Genomic DNA, 20,701 nt, shown 5'->3' with positions numbered 1-20,701 from the left:
TGAGAAAGAATCAGATGGTTAGTCCAGGGATAACTATGTTTAAATCATTCTGTAAATTAGCAGGCTAACTTTTAAATTACTTAAATTCTTATATTTGTTTCTGACAGATGCGACAGAACCCAACCGAATGACTGAACCTAGATTCTTCTAATATGTTAATTTGTTGGACTAAATTGTCTAAATACCAAAACTGAAAGGAAAGTAAATAAGATAATGATTAAAATAGTTATTATAAATATTTTTAATCATTTTGTTATTGTTTGTAGTATTATTTTGCCAGCTGCGGAGCCAGAAGTTAGCAAACCTTTGTTTATTGAAGTTCAAGAATTTTAGGTACAATGAGGGCCTAAAAATAGTAAATCGTATAATTCAACTTTGAATCGACCTTTGCAAAATAAAATAATAAAGGTGAGATGCTTGCATCTTTTTAATTTTGAGATACTTATGTTTTTCGATAAAAGTAAGATTGTTATTTTTAAGCTTTTTAAACTTTATATTAATGAAACAATATTTAAAACAAACTTGTCTAATAAGAAAGCCAATTATGTCAACCCTGTGAGGGCAAAATTGGAAAATAAATACAGATGATACCATATTGAAATAAATTAAAGCAAACTATCAGTCGGATAAATGATAGATTGCATAGGATAGGGGTAATTATTTGTACCGTAAATTGGTATGAAAGTTCCTAATTACTTCTGCACTGCTGACGCAATTTAGTTGAGCAAAATAGAAATTTATTCACAGTGACATTTGACCAAGATAAATTTTATAAATAGTTAATATAGATAATTTATACTATTAATATAAACTATTTATATTAAATATGAAATTGCTTATCTTTGCTGAAATGAGTAAAAATCTTTATATAATAGCAGGGTGTAGTGGAGCAGGTAAAACAACCGCTTCATTTACAATACTTCCAGAAATATTAAATTGTAAGGAGTTTGTAAATGCTGATGAGATTGCGAAAGGTCTATCACCCTTTCAGCCAGAAAAAGTTGCTTTTGAAGCTGGCAGAATTATGTTACATAGGATAAATGAGCTATTATCTAACAATGAAGTATTTGCTTTTGAGACAACATTAGCCACAAAAAGTTATAAATCAAAAGTAATTCTGGCGCAAGAAAAAGGATATAAGGTTATACTTTTGTTTTTTTGGCTTCAAGATGTTAATCTGGCTATTGAAAGAGTAAGAACAAGAGTTCAAGAAGGTGGTCATAATATTGAAAATGATGTTATCAGACGCCGATATGCCAATGGATTAATAAATTTATTTAAGATACATTTACCAATAGTTGATGAGGCAATGATATTTGATAACACTAATGCAAAGGCAGAATTAATAGCACAAAAAACATTAGGTAATACGATTGAGATTTTAAATAAAATTAAGTTCGATAAACTAAAAGAATAACGACAAATGGAAAATCACAAAACAACATCGACTCAGAAGAAAGTTCTAGAAGGAATGGATAAAGTTTACGAAAAGTTAATTGAATTTAAAAAGAAAACAAACAGCGATTTAGTAGTAATGAAGGATGGTAAAATAGTCAGAATAAAACCTAATACATTGTAATTTTTTTTGAAAATAAATTTTAAGCTCATTTCTATGGGCTTTTTTTATGCAGATATTTAAACAAAAGTAAAGATGAAATTTCTGACGGAGATAGTAATGCCCAAGCCGTGTTTACTGGGACTCAATAATTTTTAGTATAATGAGGGTCTAAAAGCATTAAATCATTTCACACAGTTTACGTCCGCACAGCGGACATAATTTGAAAGATTTGATTATACTTACCAAATTTCCTTAGTGAAAAGCTCATATATATCGGAATTGGAATATGTTCTGAAAGGAATTCTAAAGTGAACTTGATAGATTAATAGTTATTCATACAGTCATGTTTCTTATGTTTTCAATTGTGTCCACACTGCAGACACAATTGAGTAAAAATGGTATTAATTAAATATAGAGTTTTTAGTGGACGCTTAACCATTCGAACCTTAATTCTGTAACGCTTGTTTTTGCTGGATGTTTGATTCTTGTAAATTGCCTGTGCCACGATTCTGCCACAAAACTCTAAGTAGTCATTTTTTGTCGCTTAATTGTATTTCAGCTTTATTTACATTTTGTTATTACTGAAAGGTTACTTTCTTGGAGTGTAATTAGCAAAATATCTTAAATCTAATTCTTCTTTAAAAATAATTGTTTTAATTTCCGCTTTGTAATTTTTGATACTCAAAAATATTTAGGTTGTCTAAATGCTTATGTCTTCTAGTGGTATTATAAAAATTTTCAATGTACTCAGTAATCGCAAGTTCAGCTTCATACTTATTTCCAAAATTGTTTTGGTAGATTAGTTCCATTTTCAAAGTCTTGAAGAAACTTTCTGCTACAGCGTTGTCCCAGCAGTTTCCCTTTCCTGACATGCTTCTAGTTACTGATTTGTGCTTACTTAATTCACTAACAAATTCCCTACAAGCATATTGGATTCCACGATCAGAGTGGAAAGTTAATGGTGAATTGTCAGTGATAGGTCTATTAGCATGAGCCATTCTGAAGGCCCTCGTGCTTGTATTTCTTGCGGTTATAGAAGTAGAAAGTGTCCAGCCTATTACCTTTCTGTCAAAGAGGTCAATTACTGTTGTCAGGTACAACCACCTCTTTGCTGTCCTGATATAGGTTATGTCCGATACCCATACCTTATTTTCCCTGTTGACAGTAAATTCTCTATCCAGCTTGTTTTCTGCAACCGGGTAGGCATGTGACGAATCAGTAGTTATTTTGAATTTTCTTTTAAATACGGTTTTTAGGGAAGCTTGCTTCATCAGTTTCCTGATCAGTTTTTCTGATACATGAAAACCGACTGTTTCAAGTTCTCTCGCTAGTCTCGGACTGCCGTATCTTTCCTTATTTCGGTAATGGATAATTTTTATCTGCTCAATCAGTGCAAGATTACGCAGTGCTCTTTTGGATGGCTTTCTGTCATTCCAATAATAATATCCGCTCCTGCTCACTCCAAGTATAGTGCACATACTTGCAACTGGATAGAAGTAAATTTGCTGTTTTATGAATTTAAATTTAGTGAGTGTATCACTCGATAGAATGTGGGTGGCTTTCTTGAGAATATCCATTTCCATCTTGACCTTGTCAAGCTCTTTTCTCAGCCTTTTTATTTGCATAAGCTTGTTCAGTGTGATCTGTTTTGCCTTGCTGCCAAGTACTCCGTCTTCAAGCTGGCCTTTCCATCGTCTGATATTCTCCATACTAGTATCCAGTTCCAGGGCCGCCCGAATCGTACTGTAATATGTTTTACTAAGTTCTACGGCCTTTTGCTTGAATTCTAATGTATACTTCTGCCTTGGTTTTTGCATTTATTTTGTTTTATAACCAAAGGTCTTGTGTTTCTGTGTCCATTTTTAGGTATGAACTCCAAATATTTTGAGGTACAAAATCTGAACAAAATAACGCAAGATAACAACAAATAAACTTTTATCTATAATGTCAAGAGGACGAAAGATATTTGATAAAATGTAATAATATTTCGAAGAACACATTAACCCAGTGGTTGACACAAATAAATAATATTTAACCGAAATTCTTTATACTTGGCTTATTGGTGTACCAAGTAACTTTTTTTTGGTAGATTTTGTTGTGTTTTTATTTTTTAAACATTTTATAAAATGCTAGTAAAAAATGTAACTTTGGAAAAAAACTATGAAAGCTACAGGATTTTTGAAATATTTCTTTACTATTATTTTACTCACCCTATTTGTCGCAAGTTGTAGTATTCATACTTCATCTTCAAATTCTGGCAAGATTCCTCCTGGGCAGGCAAAAAAAATGTCCGGAAGCAAGAGTGCAAAAAATTATGCACCTGGTCAGCAGAAAAAAAGATAAGCCATTCTTAATAAGATTGAATCCTTACCAAGCTAAAAAATTGGACCTGTTTATTAAATTTGATATTTTTTGTGACTGTCAAAAAAGCACATTATTTGATTAAATATCTTATTTATATACAAAAAACAAAAAGGGGGACTTCCGCATGTCCCCCTTTTGTTTGCAATTTAATGTTTTCCATGTCCTTTTCCGTGTCCATTAATTTTATGTTCTTTGTTATTCCCTTTACCAGGTTTTTTACCAATAGTTTTTTGTGGTTTGCCTTTGTAACCTTTACCATATTTTACTTTATGAGTTTTATAATTATCATATGGAGAGTCGACCCTATAATCGGTAAGAACTACTTTGTATCTGTTATTTAGGTCATAATTTCTATAGTTTCTAGGAAGACTTCTTGCTCTTGTCCATTTTCCATTATTCGATTTCGAAATAATTGAGGATAGATTTGTAACTATCTTTAGCTATAAGACAGGTATTCATCAAATATTCCTTTACATTATTCCATTCTTGTATACCTCTGTAATAAAAAAGCTTTAATTGTTCAACTATTACACCTTACTAGGATGAGTGTAATTTATGTATCTGAAAAGTTTCAGTTCTAAGGATGAACCAAGTAAAATACTGCAGGCTAACATTATTCGATAAGGTGGGGACAAATCTTAAAACGGGCGTGGGTTCTATAAATTTAAGAGAATTTAAGTCGATGTATTAACTTAGCATCGAGTTCTAGTAAAAAAGTTAATTTTACTTTCTGCATTTGGATGATTGTAGAAAATACGTAATCTAAAAACAATGTGAAATTAAATTGATTTTTTTAGATTTATCTAATTTAATTTTTAAAAGAGACCATTTAAAAATTACTTTTTAGATGGTCTCTTTTATATTATATTAAGATATACTAAGTTTTAACTTAAATTTTTAAATGTGAGTAAATAATGTCCATAATCATTTTTATTGTCCTGTACAGTACATTTATAAAATTTTAATTTTTTTGAAAGATGGAATATTTTTATATTGACTTTAAAAACGGTGTTCACTGGCATAGCTTTTCCTGTGCTTAATATTTCCAAATTATCCAATTCTATATTGCTGTCAGAATTTATCTTGTAAATGTTTTTCAGAATAATGTTAGTCATAAATACTGCTGGTACAATATTATAATTGTCAAAATGCCCTGAACAATGACTTCGAGTAAATTCATCTACAGTTATATTGAATTCGTCCTCGGTCAAACATTCAAACTGAGTGTTAGGTAATAAACTGTTAAAGTCATTGTTTTTTTCCGCATGATAATAAGGCTCAAATATTTTCTTAAAGTTTATATCATCTATAATAAAATAATCAATTTCCATTTGAAATATTTTATTGTTTTCATCCATAATTTCGATTAATGATTTACCTTTTTTTTCATTCTCCAATTGAGGTGTTACTTTGGCAATCAACAAACCAGAAGGTTGCATATATGAAATCTTTCTAATCCTTAATTTTTCACCAAGAAAATAATTTTTTTTATTTGCTTTTAATTGATTAGCTAAGTTTAGACTTCCTACTGTTGAGAGAATTTTAATAAGGTTGCTAAAATTTTCTTTATCGAAGTATTCAAATGATTTGTGCAATGGAAATTCAATATTTCTTTCGTTAAAACTAATTTCATTTGCGTTATCAAATAAATACGGAGATGTTTCTCCTATTAACTCTACTGTTTTTTTTTGGGGCTCAGTTGTCATATTATTAAAGTTGTTTGATATGATATATAGATTTAATATTAAATTTTTTATCTATTTTTTCGAAAGTGTAATCTATTTCACAATCGATGTTTAAAATGTCTTTAATTCCTTCTAGAAATGGCAAAAAAGTTGGAATAGTTACATGTTTTTCGATTCCTAGTTCGGTTAGTACTTTTAAATATCTGTCTACTCCTGTTAGTTCTATTATAGTGTTTTCAGGTGTAAATTCTATTATTCTGAAATTAAATTCTGGACTAGAGTTATATATCGCAAAGATTACAACTAGAGCAAATGCTCTTGCGTCTTTTTCTAATTTTGGGTATATCTCAATCGCCTGCTTCGTTTTTAACTTTCCTAATTCGTAGAATAATTTTTTGGAGTGATTGTCTATTTTGTCATTGCCATAAGTCACACCAATATCTCTTAATAATAAGCCGTAGAAAGCGCTAGTCACGTTAGATAAATTTTGAGTAAGTTCAAAGGTGTTTTCAGGAAAAAAAAAATTAATAATTTCTTCTTTTAAATCTTGTGAAGTAAAAACATCTTTACTTCTTGCTTGGCTTAAATTTTTTAATAACGTCTGTTTCATTGTTTTAAATTATTAAATTGTTAAACTTCGTTTTAATTTTGAATTCTTATTATTTTTTTAAGTTAGTTTTGTTAACCTCTATTTTAAATTAGTTGTATAATAGTCAAATACTTGTTTTTTAGTATAATATGGTAATAAAATTAGTATTTTATTAATAAAAAAACAAGATTTTTATTAATAAAAAGGTTGAGCTAAAGGGATAATTTAGGACTAATTTGTAGATGGTTTAAAGTATTAGAATTGAATTGACTGATCTTTATAACTTCAACCAGGTACTTTAGTTTTTGAATGATTAGTTCACTATTTCTTGACCGTGATTCATTTTAATTGGTAAATTTTTACTTAATTTAAAAAAAGCGAAGATGGTTTGATCTCTAACCATTTTCGCTTTTCAAGTATAAGTATGATACTTTTTATTTTTTTAAAGTTATAGAATCCTTTATTTGCACATTATAAAAAAATCTTCTTTAATTTCGGTAGATGATTATGCGAATCTACTTTTTAGAAGCCAATTTAATCGTTCTTAGACTTGAAATGATTTGTCTAGCGGAGTTTATAAAATAAAAATACTCTTTCATAACATTCCGAAACTGCTCTAAAATGGTTTAAAGAACTTTTCTTTAATGTGAATGGTTTTTTCTCTGCACAATTACTTTTTTTTGAATTATCTGATCGTCAAGATGAAGAATTAGTATGTACATTCCTGAAGGTAATTTTTCTACGTTCACTTTCTGTTCAAATATCGTATCCCCAATATAGCCCAAAGATTTTTCTATAATTTTTTTACCAGTAATGTCTATGAGACTGTAGTGGAATTTCTTTCCTTCAGATTTAGTGAGTTTGATATTGAAGTATGTATCTGATGGGTTAGGATATAAACTGAATTCAGAAGTTACTTTAAAATCATCAATAGACAAAGTAGAACAGTTTCCGATGTTATTCCAAAGAAATGTATTTAAATTAGGTTGTTTGCTTGTAGTTGGTGCTAACGCACAGTAAATAGTATTTTGATAGTTTACTTGATCACCCAATACATAGTTTGTAGAATTGTTCCAAGGTGCACTATTGCAATTTCGACCTATTATCTCAAAAATAGTAAGTATTGATGAAGTATTGTCTTCGAGTGCTGTAATTACTTCTATATTATGACTTCCGGTGGTCAAATTATTGAGAATAAATGCATATGGGGCCTGTGTTATAGTGGCAATAATTTTATTATTGTCTATAATGGTAATTGATGACAGGGCCCTATCAGGGTCAGTCACAGAGAAATTAAATAGGATATCCTCTCCTGCATTTATCACTGTATTTTTCTCCAAGGGATTTAGCATGCTTACTATTGGCGGTGTTTTAGAAAATGAAATTTCTCCGCAAAATTTTACTTCAGCAATGTTACAGTTGCCTCCTTTTGGTGACAAGTATCGGACATAACGATATCCTTTGGTAGGTGAGATGTTGATGGTTTGCCATGCTTTATTAGTTGGTTGAGTTGTAACGGTATAAAGATCTTCTACATCTGAAGAAAAATCTGCAGTATTAGAACCTTGAAATTTACCGCCTTTCATGCGGCCAGTCTGATTGTTTCTTGGGAAAAAACTAATTGTATTGACAGATATTTTTTTATTTACTCCAAAATCTAAACCAGCATAACCACCATCGCTTTTTGCATAATCAAAGTAGGTGTCTGTATTTCCATCAAATACTTTATCGTAAGTATTAGTTCCGTTTTGATATGCAGGAGAAGTTCCGAATGCAATCCCTTCTGTATTACAGGTGCTATTTACCATGATTGTCACGGGTAGGGAAGTACTGGTTACTCCTATATTATTGATTGCTTTTGCTGTAATGGTATAACTACCAAATTTAACATTTGGCCATGTAAATGAATAAGGAGCTGTATTGTCACTCCCTAATAAAGTAGTTCCATTATAAAATTCCACATTTTCTATTTTATTGTAAGTATCTTCTGCTAAAGCAGAAATTGTGAGGCTTGCAGGTGAGGAAAAAACTGCATTATTTAGAGGTGATGTTAATGCTATAGTTGGTGCTGCAATTTTAGTTACAGATGCATAGACAGGCATACTTGGCTGATCAAATATGTCTTTAATCACTAGTCGTGTATAGTATACGCCATTGCTCAAAGATGAAGCATTAATGGTTGCTGCTCTTTGTTGAGGAATTTTATCAGAGGCTGTCAAAATTGGATTCCCTTTATAAGAAGAATTATTAAAAACATCTATGGTGTAGGAAAATTGGGGACTTTGTGTTTGATCAACTTCCCAATTCATATTGATTGTTTTATTTGATGGCTGATAAGTTGCGTTATATGAAGAAACTGAACCAATAGTTAAATCAGGCGTTTTATCTGAATTCGTGACACTTACATTGGTTGACCTTTCTGGAAAGGTATGGGCAGTGTTTCCTCCAATTTGCATAAAAAAAGCACCAGTTTCGGTACCAGAATTAAATGCTTGATTATATATGCCGTTTCGTATTGAATCGCCAGAATTGGATTTAAAAGTAGCTGATTTTTGTAGTTTCCAAGTTCCTGAAGCAGTTCTTTGCCAAGCATTTTTAAGTAATACTTTTCTAACATTTGCACCTGTTCCAATCCAGTCTTCTATAAAGGCATCGTTATTTCTTTTAAAGGACACATTTGCAACAGGATAATCCATTGTTACTAAATGTGTCCATGTGCCTGTACTCATATCTTGTGACCAGAATCCAAAAAAAGTATGAGCATTATATTGCCATACTCTTGATACTAAATTATACCAAGTATTTGGTAACCATCCTAAAGCAAAATTCATTGATTTAAGGCCTGTTCCTTCTCCTCCAAAGTTTTCAATTTTAGTGCCTGGAGCAGCATATGCTCCAACAATTGGCAAATGATTGGAAGGATCCCATAAAGAAAAAATGAATGCTTTCCCACCAGGATGGTCTTGAATTCCACAGTATCCTCCACCTTCTTGCCCTGCGTTCCATCCCATAACTGAATAGTAAGTGTAAGTAGATGTAATTGGTATATTTACTGAATTCATCCATATATCAGAATTGGTATTTCCTCCAGAATAATTTAAGTGACTAGATGGAGCGGCTCCCTGACCATATAAATTAAGTGATGTAAGTACTACTAGAGCGACTATTTGCGTAATGATAAGTTTAGTTTTCATATAATAACTATGTAATGATTATGTCTTTTAGTAATGTTTTTTTTTAAGTTGTATACAGCTTAAGATAAATAGCTTAGTACTGCTAAAATGATCTTTTATTTAGATGTAATTAAAAACTAATATTGAGCTGTCTAATTTTTATAGAGCAGAAATTATAGCTCAGTTTTTTGTTCTGGTCTGATAAAATACTAAAAATTACCAATTAGATTGTAATACCCATTCTTACTACTTTGTAAAAAAAAATTAGTAAGTTTTTTTTAATTAAATGGTCTTATGACAAAATGTATAAGTAATAGATTTAGTTATATCTTATATAAAAAAAGAGTTTACAAAGTTATTTTGAATATACTCGAAGTAAGGCTTAATTAAGTTTAAAAAACAATATGATAAAGTTTTTTTGCAAGGTAATTACTTGTGAATCATCTAATATGGGGCTGCAATAAAAAAGAGATAAGATGCAATCTTTAGCAATAGAAAAGATTATAATGAACAGGTTATGAAAAAAGTGGGGAGAAAAGAAATCATAAAACCAAGCCTCTGCATTTTTGATGTAGAGGCTTGGTTTTTTATAAGATTTACTAACGGAAGAATTCTGTTAGTTTTTTTTAAAATTAGACTTGCATTCTTAACTTTAATTTAGAGTGTTTTCAAAAGATCTAAGTAAAGATAAATCATTTTCCCATTCAGTAAACAGGTCATTCTTATTGTTTATCGGATGACTACTAATCATATAATAATCGTGCCAGTAGTGCTTGTTAGAGTTGGTAGATTTTTGATTTATCTTTTTCTTAACCTTTATTTTGTTTGATGCTTTGTCATTAATTTTTCTAGCTGTTATTTTTGAAAATAGTAATGACCTTTTTTGGATTTTATTATTCATAATACATATTTTTTAAGATTAAAATTTTAAAATTGTCTTAAACTCTCAATATGAATTTGTTTTTATAAGACTCTGAAAGAGTTTGATTTATAGAACTACTTGCTATTGTATTTCAAAAATTACGGGAGCAGTTCTTGGTAATGAATAATTTCCAGCTCCAACAAGTTTAGTTTTAATCTCGGAAATGGTAACCTGATCTCCTCTACCTGCTTTTGAAAGTACAGATTTACATTGTGCGTTTAATCTATTACCAGAAACCACAACCGTAGGTTGCCCAGTCACTTTTAAATTAAATCCAACAACATCTAGTCCGACTTCGAAATCAAAATCAACTAATTTAGCGCCAATTGTAGCTACTTCTAAATTTGATTTAGGGCCTTTTACAATACCCATTTCTCCTCTAATAGTTCCACTTGGACCAGGAATGCCTTTAATTCTAAACGTTTTCTTGTCTGAAACTGTAGAGCCATTTGGTAATGTACCTGTAACGGTAATTGTTGTTTCGGTACCTGTACCTGGACTCATATTATATTTCCCTGGTTTACCCGATGACGATAATCCCGGAGCACTCGCTGTAACTTTATTATCAGCAACTCCAGCGAATGATATAGAGATTGGATTGACAACACCTCTATAAACTACATTCATTTTATCTGCAGAAATAGTAGCTGAATTTGGCTTAGGTACTACAACATATTTACCTTCAAATTTAAGTGGAATAGTTTTTCCATCTTCTAAGAATATAAATTGTCCATTGATGTTTTGCTCTCCAATTCCCCCAGCTGTCATAGATATAATAGCTTGACCATTAGCATCAATTTTACCTGGCCCTGAAAATGAAGTAGGTTTTGTATTTTCGTCATAACGACCTAAAACAACTTTACCTGTTACAGTTTCTCCTTGGAAATAAGCGTTTTTATCAAGAACTACAATTGCTTTATAATTACTATAAGAGGCTGCTGCTACAGCCGCTTTTCCTAAGGCAGCACTATAGACATCTGATTCGGTCTTTTTAACATCGCTTTGCCAAGCAGATAGTTTTGCTACTGATGCTACAGCAGGGAAACCTTTAAAATGATAAGTTAAATATTTATTTTTTAAGCCTTCTTTGTCTTGTACGTCTGAAGTATTAAATTTCTTGTTGACTTCAGCTAGTATCGCGCTGTACTTTTTGTCTTTTAAAGCAGCTTTCATTTTGGTTTTATACTGATTTATTTTTTCTATAATCTCGTTACCTTTAGCTGTATAACCTTCACCAGTAAACCAATTATCAACAGTGTCACCTTTATCCATAGATTCGTAAGGTAATTTTCCAGTTGTTGCATCTTTTTCGAATCCAGTTAAAACTTCGGTCTTTAATGTATCTACATAATTATAAAATTCTTTGGATATAGCCTCTACTTTATGAGCTGTTTGAGAAGCTATTTCGAACTCTCCTTTTGCCTCAGCCGCCTTTTGATCTAATGCTGTTAACATTTGTGCGTTAGTCATATTTGATGCTTCGTTTGCACTTTCAAATTTCTCATTCATTAAGCCAAAAGCGGACAATACTTCTTTTGACATATTCATTGCTAACATTGCGATAAAAACCAGATACATCAGGTTAATCATCTTCTGTCTGGGGGTTAATTTTCCTCCTGCCATATTTTTAAATATTTAGTTTATGTTATTGATTAATTGTTTTAATCAATTATTTTTTGTTATTCATGGCAGAAAGCATACCGCCATATACATTGTTCAATGAAGCAATATTTGCAGTCATAGATTGCATTTGCTCTTTTAACTTACCTGCATTTTCAGCAATTTCTTTATTAGCCTCAGCATTTCTTGAAGCACTATCTAATTGAACTTTGTATAAACCATTTAATGATTCCATTTGTGCAGCTGCTGTAGATAATTCTTCACTATATTTTTTAGTAGAAGCAATTGAGTCAACTGTTGGTGCAATACTTTTGGCAGCAGATTCAAAGTTTTTGATACTGTTGCCTAAGCTTGACATTAATTCTCCGTCAATTTTTGCCTCTTTAAGCATAACGTCTAATTTTTGAGATAGTACACCTTGCATGTCTGAAGGAGTTTCAATTTTTGCAGTTTTAGATTTAGTTTTTGCAATACCATTGGCTAATTCTGGATACACTAATGTCCAGTCTAATTCATCATCAACGGGCTCGAAAGCGGATAAAGCAAAGATTAATGCCTCTGTTACTAATCCGATTGAAAGCATCAATGTTCCGGTTAATGGGCCAATTTCAAAGTGAGTAATTTTGAATAAAGCTCCAATAATTACTACTGCTGCTCCCATACCATAAGCGAAATTCATTGTTTTTTTACTTAATAATGCCATAATGTTCTTTTTGTTTAAATTATTAATTTTTTTTAGGTTTAAAATAAAGATTTGGAGTTTTGTCTTTAAGTTTTACTTTTTTATTTCGGATTGTCTTTATATTCGGAATAAAGAATGTTCCTTACTTTAATTTTATATTTTGCAAAGTTCTAAATAACATTTATATCGCAGGAAAGGAAAAAAAATTTAAAATCAACACATTAAGCTTTTTATAGTATAGATACAATACTTTTCTGTTTTGCATGCCTTCAGCTTTAGGATTAGTAGGATGATAAAAGAAAGTGACTATGTATGTGGGGAGGTTTCTTGAATAATAATTAAGGGTAAGATTGTTAGAGATAAGTCTTAACAAAAACTAACTTTTGAGTATTTATGTATTAGGTTCATTAAGTGATGTATTGTATAATCTAAAATTTATTTTTCTATTCTTGACAGATATAACTATTTTATCTTACACTATCGGGAAGCTCTTTCTGTGATCTGATAAAAAAATATATAGTTGTTTTTTTATCTTTTAATTTATCCCTTCTTTAGGTTTTACAAGTTATATGTTTGTAAGTTTTTACATTATTGTACTTTGTTCTTTCGGGATTTATAACAATTAAATTATTAGATTTTAAAAAAGAAAACTACTACCAATAAATTAGTTTTATTAATTCTAGATAATATTATGAGATTTATAGAAAATATAAAAATAACGAAAGAGAATCAAGATGATTTTGCAAATATTTCAGTGGTGTTTGGTTATATTGATATTCAAAAAGGAGTGAATTTTACTGCATCATTCTTAACAAAAGTAGAGTGTGTTTATATACAGGAAGAAGCAATTTTTACTGCACCTCTCCTAGAAGAAATAGTAGGATTTGTAGATATCCAAAAAGGAGCAATCTTTGCAACTCCTGTTTTAAGAAGAATTAAAGGTTATGTTTACATTCAAGAAAAAGCACTTTTTAATGCGGCACTATTATCAGCGATTTTTGGTTCAATTATAATATGTGAAAATGCGACTTTTGCGGCTCTGTCTCTACAAAAATGTGGTTCGGTAAATCTTTGTTTAGGGGCAACCTATATTACACCGGTATTAACAGAGGTGTTAGATGATATCTACATTGAGGACGAAGCTACTTTTATCGCCCCAGTATTAGATAAAGTTAAAGGGGTCATAATCGTCCAAAAAAGAGCAACACTTAATGCGACAAACTTGGTAGATTTTTTTTTGAAAGTTGGTTATGATATTTTAAAAGGGTGTTCAGCGATAGCAGAAGGTAAGTTTCCAAATGGTATCTATCTTAATTTAACAGAAAGAGAAAAAGAATACTTAAAGATGCTAAACCCCTTAGTTAACACTAATAGAGTTTCTCTGTCTTTATGGGAACAATCGGACAATTGGAAAAAAGTAAAAACAAATCAAATTAGAAAAGAGTGTTCTATTTATAGTGTCTCAGAATGGTTACATATATTTGAACTTAATGAGAATGAAGGAATAACTTTGGAAGAAATAGGAAAAACAGTAGCTCCTAATTTAGATTTTTTTATATATGAATCGAACGAAAATATTAAAAAGGCTATTGATACATTTTTATGTTTTGACAAAAACAACATGAAGAATTCTTTAGAAAAAGTAGCGCTTTATAAAGGAAAACTTAACTACTTAATTTGATATGCTGTATTTGTTGCGCTTCTGCAAAGGGATAATAGTTTGATTAAAAAAAAATACAAGTTTGAGAATGAAAATTTCATTAAGTTGTTTTATCAAATATGTTAAATAATTATTATTTTAGATTTGTCTTTAAATTTCTAAACAATATTTTAATTCTATTAAATATGAAAAAAATCTTAAGTTCTTTATTAATTGCTGTAGTGTTTTTTGCAAATGCACAAAACAAGGTACAAACTTCAAAAATTTTGATTAATAATGTTAATATTTTCAATGGGAAGGATAACAAAATTAAGAAAGGGAACATCTTGATAGAGAATAATTTAATTAAAATTATTTCTGAGCAACCTATAGCAACAGATAAAAGTGGGGCAACTAAGATCATTGACGGCCAGGGAAAATATGTTATTCCGGGTTTAATTGATGCACATTCACATATGATGATTGAGTCTATCTCACAAGCAAAAGCAATGACTTCTGAATTTGCTTATTTGGCATTGTTTGCTGCACATTGTTCAGAAAAACAATTGTTGAGAGGATTTACTACAGTTAGAGATTTAGGAGGAGGTGCTTTAGTATTGCATAAAGCGATTGATGAAGGCTTGGTTATTGGTCCTCGAATTTTTGCGAGTGGTGCTTTTATATCTCAAACTGGTGGGCATGGTGATTTTGGGATGCCTACGGATGTTCCTAGAAAAACAGGAGAATTATCTTATCCTGAATTGAACGGGATGGCTGCCATTGCCGATGGTGAAGATCAGGTATTACTCCGTAGTCGTGAACAATTACGTCAAGGTGCTACACAATTAAAATTGATGGCTGGAGGTGGGGTTGCTTCTAATTATGATCCATTGGATGTTACTCAGTATACAGAAGCCGAATTTAAAGCTGCTGTAGTAGCTGCTGAAAATTGGGGAACTTATGTTACAGTTCATGCTTATACCCCACAAGCTATAAAAACGGCTATAAAAGCGGGAGTAAAATGTATTGATCATGGGCAGTTAGCTGATGATGAAACAGCAAAATTAATGGCCGATAAAGGTATTTGGTGGAGTTTACAACCTTTTTTAGATGATGAAGAAGCAATTCCTTTTCCTGCGGGATCCAGTAATAGAAAAAAGCAACTGGAAATGACACAAGGAACAGATAATGCTTATAAACTTGCAAAAAAATACAAGATTAAAACAGCTTGGGGTACGGATTGTTTATTTGATTCTTCTTTAGCGATGAAACAAGGAAAGCAACTTTCAAAAATGACCAGATGGTATACCCCTTTTGAAGTGCTTAAAATGGCTACGTATGACAATGCTCAATTATTAGCAATGAGTGGTAAAAGGAGTTCATATCAGGAAGGAAAATTAGGAGAAATATCTGAGGGAGCTTATGCAGATTTAATTGTAGTAGACGGTAACCCAATTGAGAATATTCGTTTGATTGAAGACCCCGATAACAACTTTAAAATAATTATAAAAGATGGAAAAATATATAAGGATATATTAAACAAGTAATAAAAAATGTCTGATTATTGCTTAATAAATTAAAAAAAATAAATTGATAAGTCACTAATGTTTTATTGACATCTTTAATTAGTACTGTTAGAAAGCTAAATTTAGTACTGTTGTTATAGTTGATTTTTAGGATATTTATTATTAAAAATTCCTCTTTCAATTTATTATCAATAGTTTGATTTAATGTCTTTTTAGGTGAAAAAAAATATTGTTTTTTTTAGAGATTTAATTACTTTTATATTAAACTTTTAAGATGAAGACAATAAACTATAGTTATGGAGCTGAATTTAATTTGATAGATGTCTTAGCCGAGGCTATGGGAGGTTCTGTTAAAGGAGATTTTATTAAAGGGGATAATGAGTTGTATGAAGGTACCCATTTTGTTATGCCATTTGATAATAGAGTATCAGCCTTGTTAATAGATGCTAACTATAAAGAAAGTGCTTTATTGGAATATAGAAGTGGAGTTGATTATTTTGTTGGAATGTATTTTCATGTTATTAAGGATGACATAAATTTTATCCAGAAGGATGAATCCACTTTAGTAGGGAAACAAGATTATAATTTATTAATTGTGGATAGTTTATTAGATTTTGACTATGTAGTTGATGCTGGAGTCAATACATATGTTGTGTGCATCTTTATTTATAAAAGCGCACTTAAAGAGTATATGGATAAAGTTCCAACATTAAAATCATTATCTAAAGATGTTTTTAATGTCGAAAAAAATACAATTATAAGTATGGATCGTATGAATATTGAAAGTTCGATTTTAATAAATGATTTTAGAAAAATACCATACGATAGTCCATTATTTGAACTCTATTTCAAAGGCTTAATTTATAAATTAATTGGTAATTATCTGGAACAATTATTGACCAAAAAGTTTATTATTAGCAAGGTAATGGGAGATGATGTAAAGAGTATTATTGCATCTAAAGTTACACTTTTGGAGTCAATAGATGGAGTTTTTCCTGGAGTTGAATTTTTAGCGAAGCAAGCATTTATGTCTCCATCGAAATATAAAAAATTATTTACTAAAATTTCGGGATTAAGTCCGGGGGCTTTTTTTTATAGTAATAAATTAGTACGTGCCAAAGAGTTACTCGAAACTGGACAATATACAGTTAGTGAAGTTTCGGATAAATTGAATTATGCAAATATTTCTTATTTAGCCAAACGATTTAATAGTAAATACGGAATTTTTCCAAAGGAATATCAAAGTTTATTGTAAAAATTATTTATGAGTGAATTAATACCAGAGTTTAAACATATTTATTCTTTGACCCCAGAATGGCGACAAAAATTTGTTGATTATTTGGGCGGAGCCATTGTAAATCAAACTATGTATTTTTCTCCTGAAACGGCAAGTGGTTCTAGTTATTTTTTAGAAATTTCCCCTGATGTATCTGTTGTTACTATTGACTCAGTTCTAAACAGACCGATTCGGTTTACACGTTTGCCTTCTGAGGATGATTTTTGGATTGTATATTATGATTTGAGTGATAGTTATAGTAAGCACATTGTTGAGGATGTAAATCATAAAATAGGGTATAAATCAAAACTTAATTTTGGTATAGTAGATAATAAGATTGGAAGCTCCTATTTGGCTACCGTTGGAGATCGGTTTTATTCATTAAGACTATTTATCCGTAAATCATATATTAAAACATTTTTTTGCGATGGCGAATTTGAACAAGATTTTAAAGATGTCTTTGATGATAAAAAAAAGAAAATGTTTTTTTATGGACATATTGATAGCCGAAGCAAAGTGATATTACACAGTTTGAAGCAAAAGAATATTAATAGTTCTAATTATGAATTTATATTAAAAGGAGCAGTCTTTACTTTATTAGGTTATTTAATAGAAAGACTAAATTCTAAAATGCCCAGTGCAGGGTCGCATTTAGAAAAAGATATTGCTGCTGTTATGTTGAGTCAACAACATTTATTATCCAATCTTTTATTTCCATTTCCAGGAATAGAATTTTTGGCAAATAGTGCTAATATGTCCCCTACAAAATATAGGACTTTATATAATACTATATTTGGTACCAGTCCCGCACTATTTTTTAAGAATGAAAAATTATTATTAGCAAAAGAGTTGTTGGAAAGTGGTGATTTTAAATTTGTAGCTGATGTGGCTTTTGAGTTAGGTTACAATAGAACAAGTTATTTTTCTTCTATCTATAAAGATTATTTTGGTGTTTTACCCAATACTGTACTTAAATAGTTTAATGGGCTAAATTATATTTTAACAAATGATATTGGTTCCCGATTACGTCACGTAATCGGGAACTTTTTTTTGTTTCATGAGTGAACCTTTGTTTTATGATGTGTAACTTTTTATGTTGATTTTATGGTTCTGTGTGGTACTCAGAAAGAACGGTGGTAATATACTTTTGCAAAGTACTTTTAATACTATTATTTACTGAAAAATTAACAAAGTATTGATTTTGTTAAAAGTTACAAGTGAGCTAAGACTAATTTGTAAAGATAAATAATGAGCGTAACAATAATACCACTTATAGAGTATGAGCAATATATGGTTAATGGATATTTAGTATATAAAGATGCACTCAGAAATTGGGCTTGCAAACATGACTTATCTGCTAACGAACATGAAGCTTTTAAAATCTATGAAAAAATGATTATTAATGAATCCATTTCAAAGATTAAAGGAAGCTATATATGTGAATTTACAAATTTAAAATTCACAATTAAGCATATAGATGATTACTCATTAAATAAAATATCAATTTAAAATTTAATCTATTTATACAAAAGATATTTTGTTTCTGAATAATTTGTTAGCATCCTGTCTATAAATTAATAAGCAACTATATATAGAATCTATTTAAAAGTGATTATTAAAGAGGATTTAGGGATATAAAATCAGATTTTTAAAATGAAAACAGTTACATATAACTATAACTCATCACTCAATTGGGTTGATGTATTAGCGGATGAAAAGGGAGGTTCTCTTGAAGGGAATTTCATTAAAGGAGATAATGAAATGTTCGAGGGTACTCATTTTTTCTTACCGATAGAAGATGGTATTACTGCTATGTTGCTTGATGCAAGTTATAAAGAAGAGGTGTTGCTAAAATATCGTAACGATAATAATAATTTTATTGGGTTGTATTTTTACCTAACTAATTTGGATGTTGATTTTATTTTGGATAATCAAACTACCTTACTTGGAAAATTAAATTACAATTTAGCTGTTGTTGATTCTTCTATAGACATGGATTATATTGTAAAAAAAGGAACTAGAATATTTGTTATTTGCATCTTATTTGAGAAAGGTACTTTAAAAAAACATTTTTCCAAAATAACTCCCATTGTTGATATTGTTCTTGATAGCAAAAAAAACACAGTTATCCGTTTGGATCGAATGGGAGTTGAAAACTTGATTTTGATAAATGATTTTAGAAAAATATCTTATGATAATAGCTTGTATAAAATCTATTTTAAAGGGCTAGTATATGGATTAATTGGTAATTATCTTGAGAAACTAAATACTAAAAAAATTGTTATTGATAAAACAATTACTACAGATATAAAGAATATTATAGCTTCTAAAGCAATGTTGCAAAACAGTATCGAAGGTCCTTTTCCTGGAGTGAATTTTTTGGCAGAGCAAGTTGCTATGTCACCTTCAAAATATAAGATACTTTTTGCTAAAATATGTGGCATAAATCCAGGTACTTATTTCTATAATAATAAATTAAATAGGGCCAAAGAATTGCTGGAAACGGGGAAGTTTACTGTGAATGAAGTGGCTCATAAATTAAATTATGCGAATGTTTCTTATTTGGCAAAACGATTTAATGAGATGTATGGAGTTTTTCCTAAAGAGTATCAAAATTTATTTTAAAAAGAGCAAATGGATATTACAATACCAGAATTTAGACATACTTTATCATTAAAGTCTGGATGGCAGCAAGATTTTGTTGAGGGATTAGGATGTACAATAATTGATAATAAGCGATTGAATTTTCCTGAGAGATTAGCTAGTGGTTCTGGTTATTTTTTAGAAATTTCTCAGGATGTATCTGTGTTTATTGTTGATTTAGTGTTAAATGAACCTATGAGGTTTACAAGAATACCATCTCAGGAAGATTTTTGGATTGTTTATTATGATATGAGTAACAACTTTAGTAAACACTTTATTGATGGCATAAAACATAAAATAGGATATAAATCAAAACTTGGATTTGCAGTTATCGATAGTAATCATAAAAGCACGTATGTTTCTTCGGTTGGAGAGAGGGTATATTCTTTGAGGTTGTATATTCGTAAATCGTTTATTAAAAATTATTTTCAAGACGCTCTCTTGGGGCAAGATTTCAAAGATGTTTTTGATGACAAGAGCGGTAAAATGTTTTATTATGGACATATAGATAGCAGGAGTAAAGTTGCATTATATAATTTGAAACAGCAAAGCATGGACGATGCGAATTTCGAGTTTTTATTAAAAAGTATGACTTATAAGCTCTTCGGTTATTTTGTTGAGCGATTAAATTCTAATGAATCCAGTACAGGGCTATTTTTAGAAAAAGATGTAAATGCTATTATGAAGGCACATGAATATTTATTAACGGATCTTTTATTGCCTTTTCCAGGGGTAAAATTTTTAGCTGAAAAGGCAAATATGTCAACATCAAAATTTAGAAATTTATATAAAAACATATTTGGTGTGAGTGCTGTTTCTGTTTTTAAAAATGAAAAATTAATATTGGCTAAAGAGTTGTTAGAAAGTGGAAACTTTAAATTAATTAGTGATATCGCTTATGAATTGGGATATAATAAGACATCATATTTTTCTTTGGTCTATAAAAGATATTATGGACACTTGCCTCATACTGTTTTTAAGGCAAAAATAGATTAATGTTTGTTGTCTATATTTTACATAGCGT

At 30.1% G+C, this 20,701-nt stretch carries 17 protein-coding genes; 10 read left to right on the top strand and 7 right to left on the bottom strand.

Annotated elements, in window-relative coordinates:
• Positions 1-850: 850 nt before the first annotated feature.
• Positions 851-1,417 (top strand): zeta toxin family protein, encoded by a 567-nt coding sequence (locus tag OA93_RS23105; protein WP_039116533.1) that lies wholly within the window; start codon positions 851-853, stop codon positions 1,415-1,417.
• 6 nt (positions 1,418-1,423) lie between these two features.
• Positions 1,424-1,579, top strand: coding sequence for a hypothetical protein (locus OA93_RS25220; protein ID WP_165572135.1), 156 nt, complete (start codon positions 1,424-1,426; stop codon positions 1,577-1,579).
• Positions 1,580-2,211: 632 nt separating this feature from the next.
• Here OA93_RS25220 and OA93_RS23100 read toward each other — a convergent pair.
• Entirely contained in the window at positions 2,212-3,375 is a 1,164-nt protein-coding gene (locus OA93_RS23100; protein ID WP_082001876.1) for an IS3 family transposase, read from the bottom strand.
• Between the two features lie 343 nt (positions 3,376-3,718).
• Here OA93_RS23100 and OA93_RS23095 point away from each other — a divergent pair, with 343 nt between their 5' ends.
• Positions 3,719-3,901, top strand: coding sequence for a hypothetical protein (locus OA93_RS23095; RefSeq protein WP_039116518.1), 183 nt, complete (start codon positions 3,719-3,721; stop codon positions 3,899-3,901).
• A gap of 905 nt (positions 3,902-4,806) precedes the next feature.
• Here the strand turns inward: OA93_RS23095 and OA93_RS23090 are convergent.
• The 6 genes from OA93_RS23090 to gldL all read right to left on the bottom strand — a co-directional run bounded on the left by OA93_RS23090 (position 4,807) and on the right by gldL (position 12,614).
• Complete coding sequence (locus OA93_RS23090; RefSeq protein WP_039116517.1) at positions 4,807-5,628, bottom strand: hypothetical protein; 822 nt, start codon at positions 5,626-5,628, stop codon at positions 4,807-4,809.
• Positions 5,629-5,632: 4 nt separating this feature from the next.
• Entirely contained in the window at positions 5,633-6,217 is a 585-nt protein-coding gene (locus OA93_RS23085) for a hypothetical protein (RefSeq protein WP_052259587.1), read from the bottom strand.
• Between the two features lie 620 nt (positions 6,218-6,837).
• Positions 6,838-9,390: an Ig-like domain-containing protein gene (locus tag OA93_RS23080; protein WP_039116516.1), complete on the bottom strand. Its 2,553-nt coding sequence runs from the start codon at positions 9,388-9,390 to the stop codon at positions 6,838-6,840.
• A 631-nt stretch (positions 9,391-10,021) separates the two neighbouring features.
• Entirely contained in the window at positions 10,022-10,270 is a 249-nt protein-coding gene (locus OA93_RS23075; protein ID WP_039116515.1) for a hypothetical protein, read from the bottom strand.
• 102 nt (positions 10,271-10,372) lie between these two features.
• A complete protein-coding gene (gene gldM, locus OA93_RS23070; protein ID WP_039116514.1) occupies positions 10,373-11,914 on the bottom strand; it encodes a gliding motility protein GldM in 1,542 nt (513 codons plus the stop codon).
• Positions 11,915-11,960: 46 nt separating this feature from the next.
• On the bottom strand, positions 11,961-12,614 hold the full coding sequence (gldL, locus tag OA93_RS23065; RefSeq protein ID WP_039116512.1) for a gliding motility protein GldL: 654 nt from the start codon (positions 12,612-12,614) through the stop codon (positions 11,961-11,963).
• A 670-nt stretch (positions 12,615-13,284) separates the two neighbouring features.
• Here gldL and OA93_RS23060 point away from each other — a divergent pair.
• The 7 genes from OA93_RS23060 (at position 13,285) to OA93_RS23030 (ending at position 20,673) form a co-directional block, all read left to right on the top strand.
• A complete protein-coding gene (locus OA93_RS23060; protein WP_039116511.1) occupies positions 13,285-14,274 on the top strand; it encodes a hypothetical protein in 990 nt (329 codons plus the stop codon).
• Positions 14,275-14,438: 164 nt separating this feature from the next.
• On the top strand, positions 14,439-15,779 hold the full coding sequence (locus OA93_RS23055) for an amidohydrolase family protein (protein WP_039116527.1): 1,341 nt from the start codon (positions 14,439-14,441) through the stop codon (positions 15,777-15,779).
• Positions 15,780-16,032: 253 nt separating this feature from the next.
• Positions 16,033-17,013 (top strand): helix-turn-helix transcriptional regulator, encoded by a 981-nt coding sequence (locus OA93_RS23050; RefSeq protein WP_039116509.1) that lies wholly within the window; start codon positions 16,033-16,035, stop codon positions 17,011-17,013.
• A 9-nt stretch (positions 17,014-17,022) separates the two neighbouring features.
• Entirely contained in the window at positions 17,023-18,012 is a 990-nt protein-coding gene (locus OA93_RS23045; protein WP_039116507.1) for an AraC family transcriptional regulator, read from the top strand.
• A 270-nt stretch (positions 18,013-18,282) separates the two neighbouring features.
• On the top strand, positions 18,283-18,543 hold the full coding sequence (locus OA93_RS23040; RefSeq protein ID WP_039116506.1) for a hypothetical protein: 261 nt from the start codon (positions 18,283-18,285) through the stop codon (positions 18,541-18,543).
• Positions 18,544-18,687: 144 nt separating this feature from the next.
• Positions 18,688-19,659, top strand: a complete 972-nt coding sequence (locus OA93_RS24345) for a helix-turn-helix transcriptional regulator (protein WP_052259586.1) — start codon at positions 18,688-18,690, stop codon at positions 19,657-19,659.
• Positions 19,660-19,668: 9 nt separating this feature from the next.
• Positions 19,669-20,673 carry an AraC family transcriptional regulator gene (locus OA93_RS23030; protein WP_039116504.1) on the top strand — a complete coding sequence of 335 codons (1,005 nt, stop codon included), beginning with the start codon at positions 19,669-19,671 and terminating at the stop codon, positions 20,671-20,673.
• Positions 20,674-20,701 lie beyond the last annotated feature (28 nt).

The sequence above is a fragment of the Flavobacterium sp. KMS genome, assembly GCF_000813005.1.
Taxonomy (GTDB): Bacteria; Bacteroidota; Bacteroidia; order Flavobacteriales; family Flavobacteriaceae; genus Flavobacterium.
This window is presented reverse-complemented; position numbering and strand designations above follow the sequence as displayed.

Bases quoted from the DNA above. Each gene is read 5' to 3' on its own strand.
- OA93_RS23105 (WP_039116533.1), top strand. From the start codon at position 851: ATGAGTAAAAATCTTTATATAATAGCAGGGTGTAGTGGAGCAGGTAAA.
- OA93_RS25220 (WP_165572135.1), top strand. From the start codon at position 1,424: ATGGAAAATCACAAAACAACATCGACTCAGAAGAAAGTTCTAGAAGGA.
- OA93_RS23100 (WP_082001876.1), bottom strand. From the start codon at position 3,375: ATGCAAAAACCAAGGCAGAAGTATACATTAGAATTCAAGCAAAAGGCC.
- OA93_RS23095 (WP_039116518.1), top strand. From the start codon at position 3,719: ATGAAAGCTACAGGATTTTTGAAATATTTCTTTACTATTATTTTACTC.
- OA93_RS23090 (WP_039116517.1), bottom strand. From the start codon at position 5,628: ATGACAACTGAGCCCCAAAAAAAAACAGTAGAGTTAATAGGAGAAACA.
- OA93_RS23085 (WP_052259587.1), bottom strand. From the start codon at position 6,217: ATGAAACAGACGTTATTAAAAAATTTAAGCCAAGCAAGAAGTAAAGAT.
- OA93_RS23080 (WP_039116516.1), bottom strand. From the start codon at position 9,390: ATGAAAACTAAACTTATCATTACGCAAATAGTCGCTCTAGTAGTACTT.
- OA93_RS23075 (WP_039116515.1), bottom strand. From the start codon at position 10,270: ATGAATAATAAAATCCAAAAAAGGTCATTACTATTTTCAAAAATAACA.
- gldM (WP_039116514.1), bottom strand. From the start codon at position 11,914: ATGGCAGGAGGAAAATTAACCCCCAGACAGAAGATGATTAACCTGATG.
- gldL (WP_039116512.1), bottom strand. From the start codon at position 12,614: ATGGCATTATTAAGTAAAAAAACAATGAATTTCGCTTATGGTATGGGA.
- OA93_RS23060 (WP_039116511.1), top strand. From the start codon at position 13,285: ATGAGATTTATAGAAAATATAAAAATAACGAAAGAGAATCAAGATGAT.
- OA93_RS23055 (WP_039116527.1), top strand. From the start codon at position 14,439: ATGAAAAAAATCTTAAGTTCTTTATTAATTGCTGTAGTGTTTTTTGCA.
- OA93_RS23050 (WP_039116509.1), top strand. From the start codon at position 16,033: ATGAAGACAATAAACTATAGTTATGGAGCTGAATTTAATTTGATAGAT.
- OA93_RS23045 (WP_039116507.1), top strand. From the start codon at position 17,023: ATGAGTGAATTAATACCAGAGTTTAAACATATTTATTCTTTGACCCCA.
- OA93_RS23040 (WP_039116506.1), top strand. From the start codon at position 18,283: ATGAGCGTAACAATAATACCACTTATAGAGTATGAGCAATATATGGTT.
- OA93_RS24345 (WP_052259586.1), top strand. From the start codon at position 18,688: ATGAAAACAGTTACATATAACTATAACTCATCACTCAATTGGGTTGAT.
- OA93_RS23030 (WP_039116504.1), top strand. From the start codon at position 19,669: ATGGATATTACAATACCAGAATTTAGACATACTTTATCATTAAAGTCT.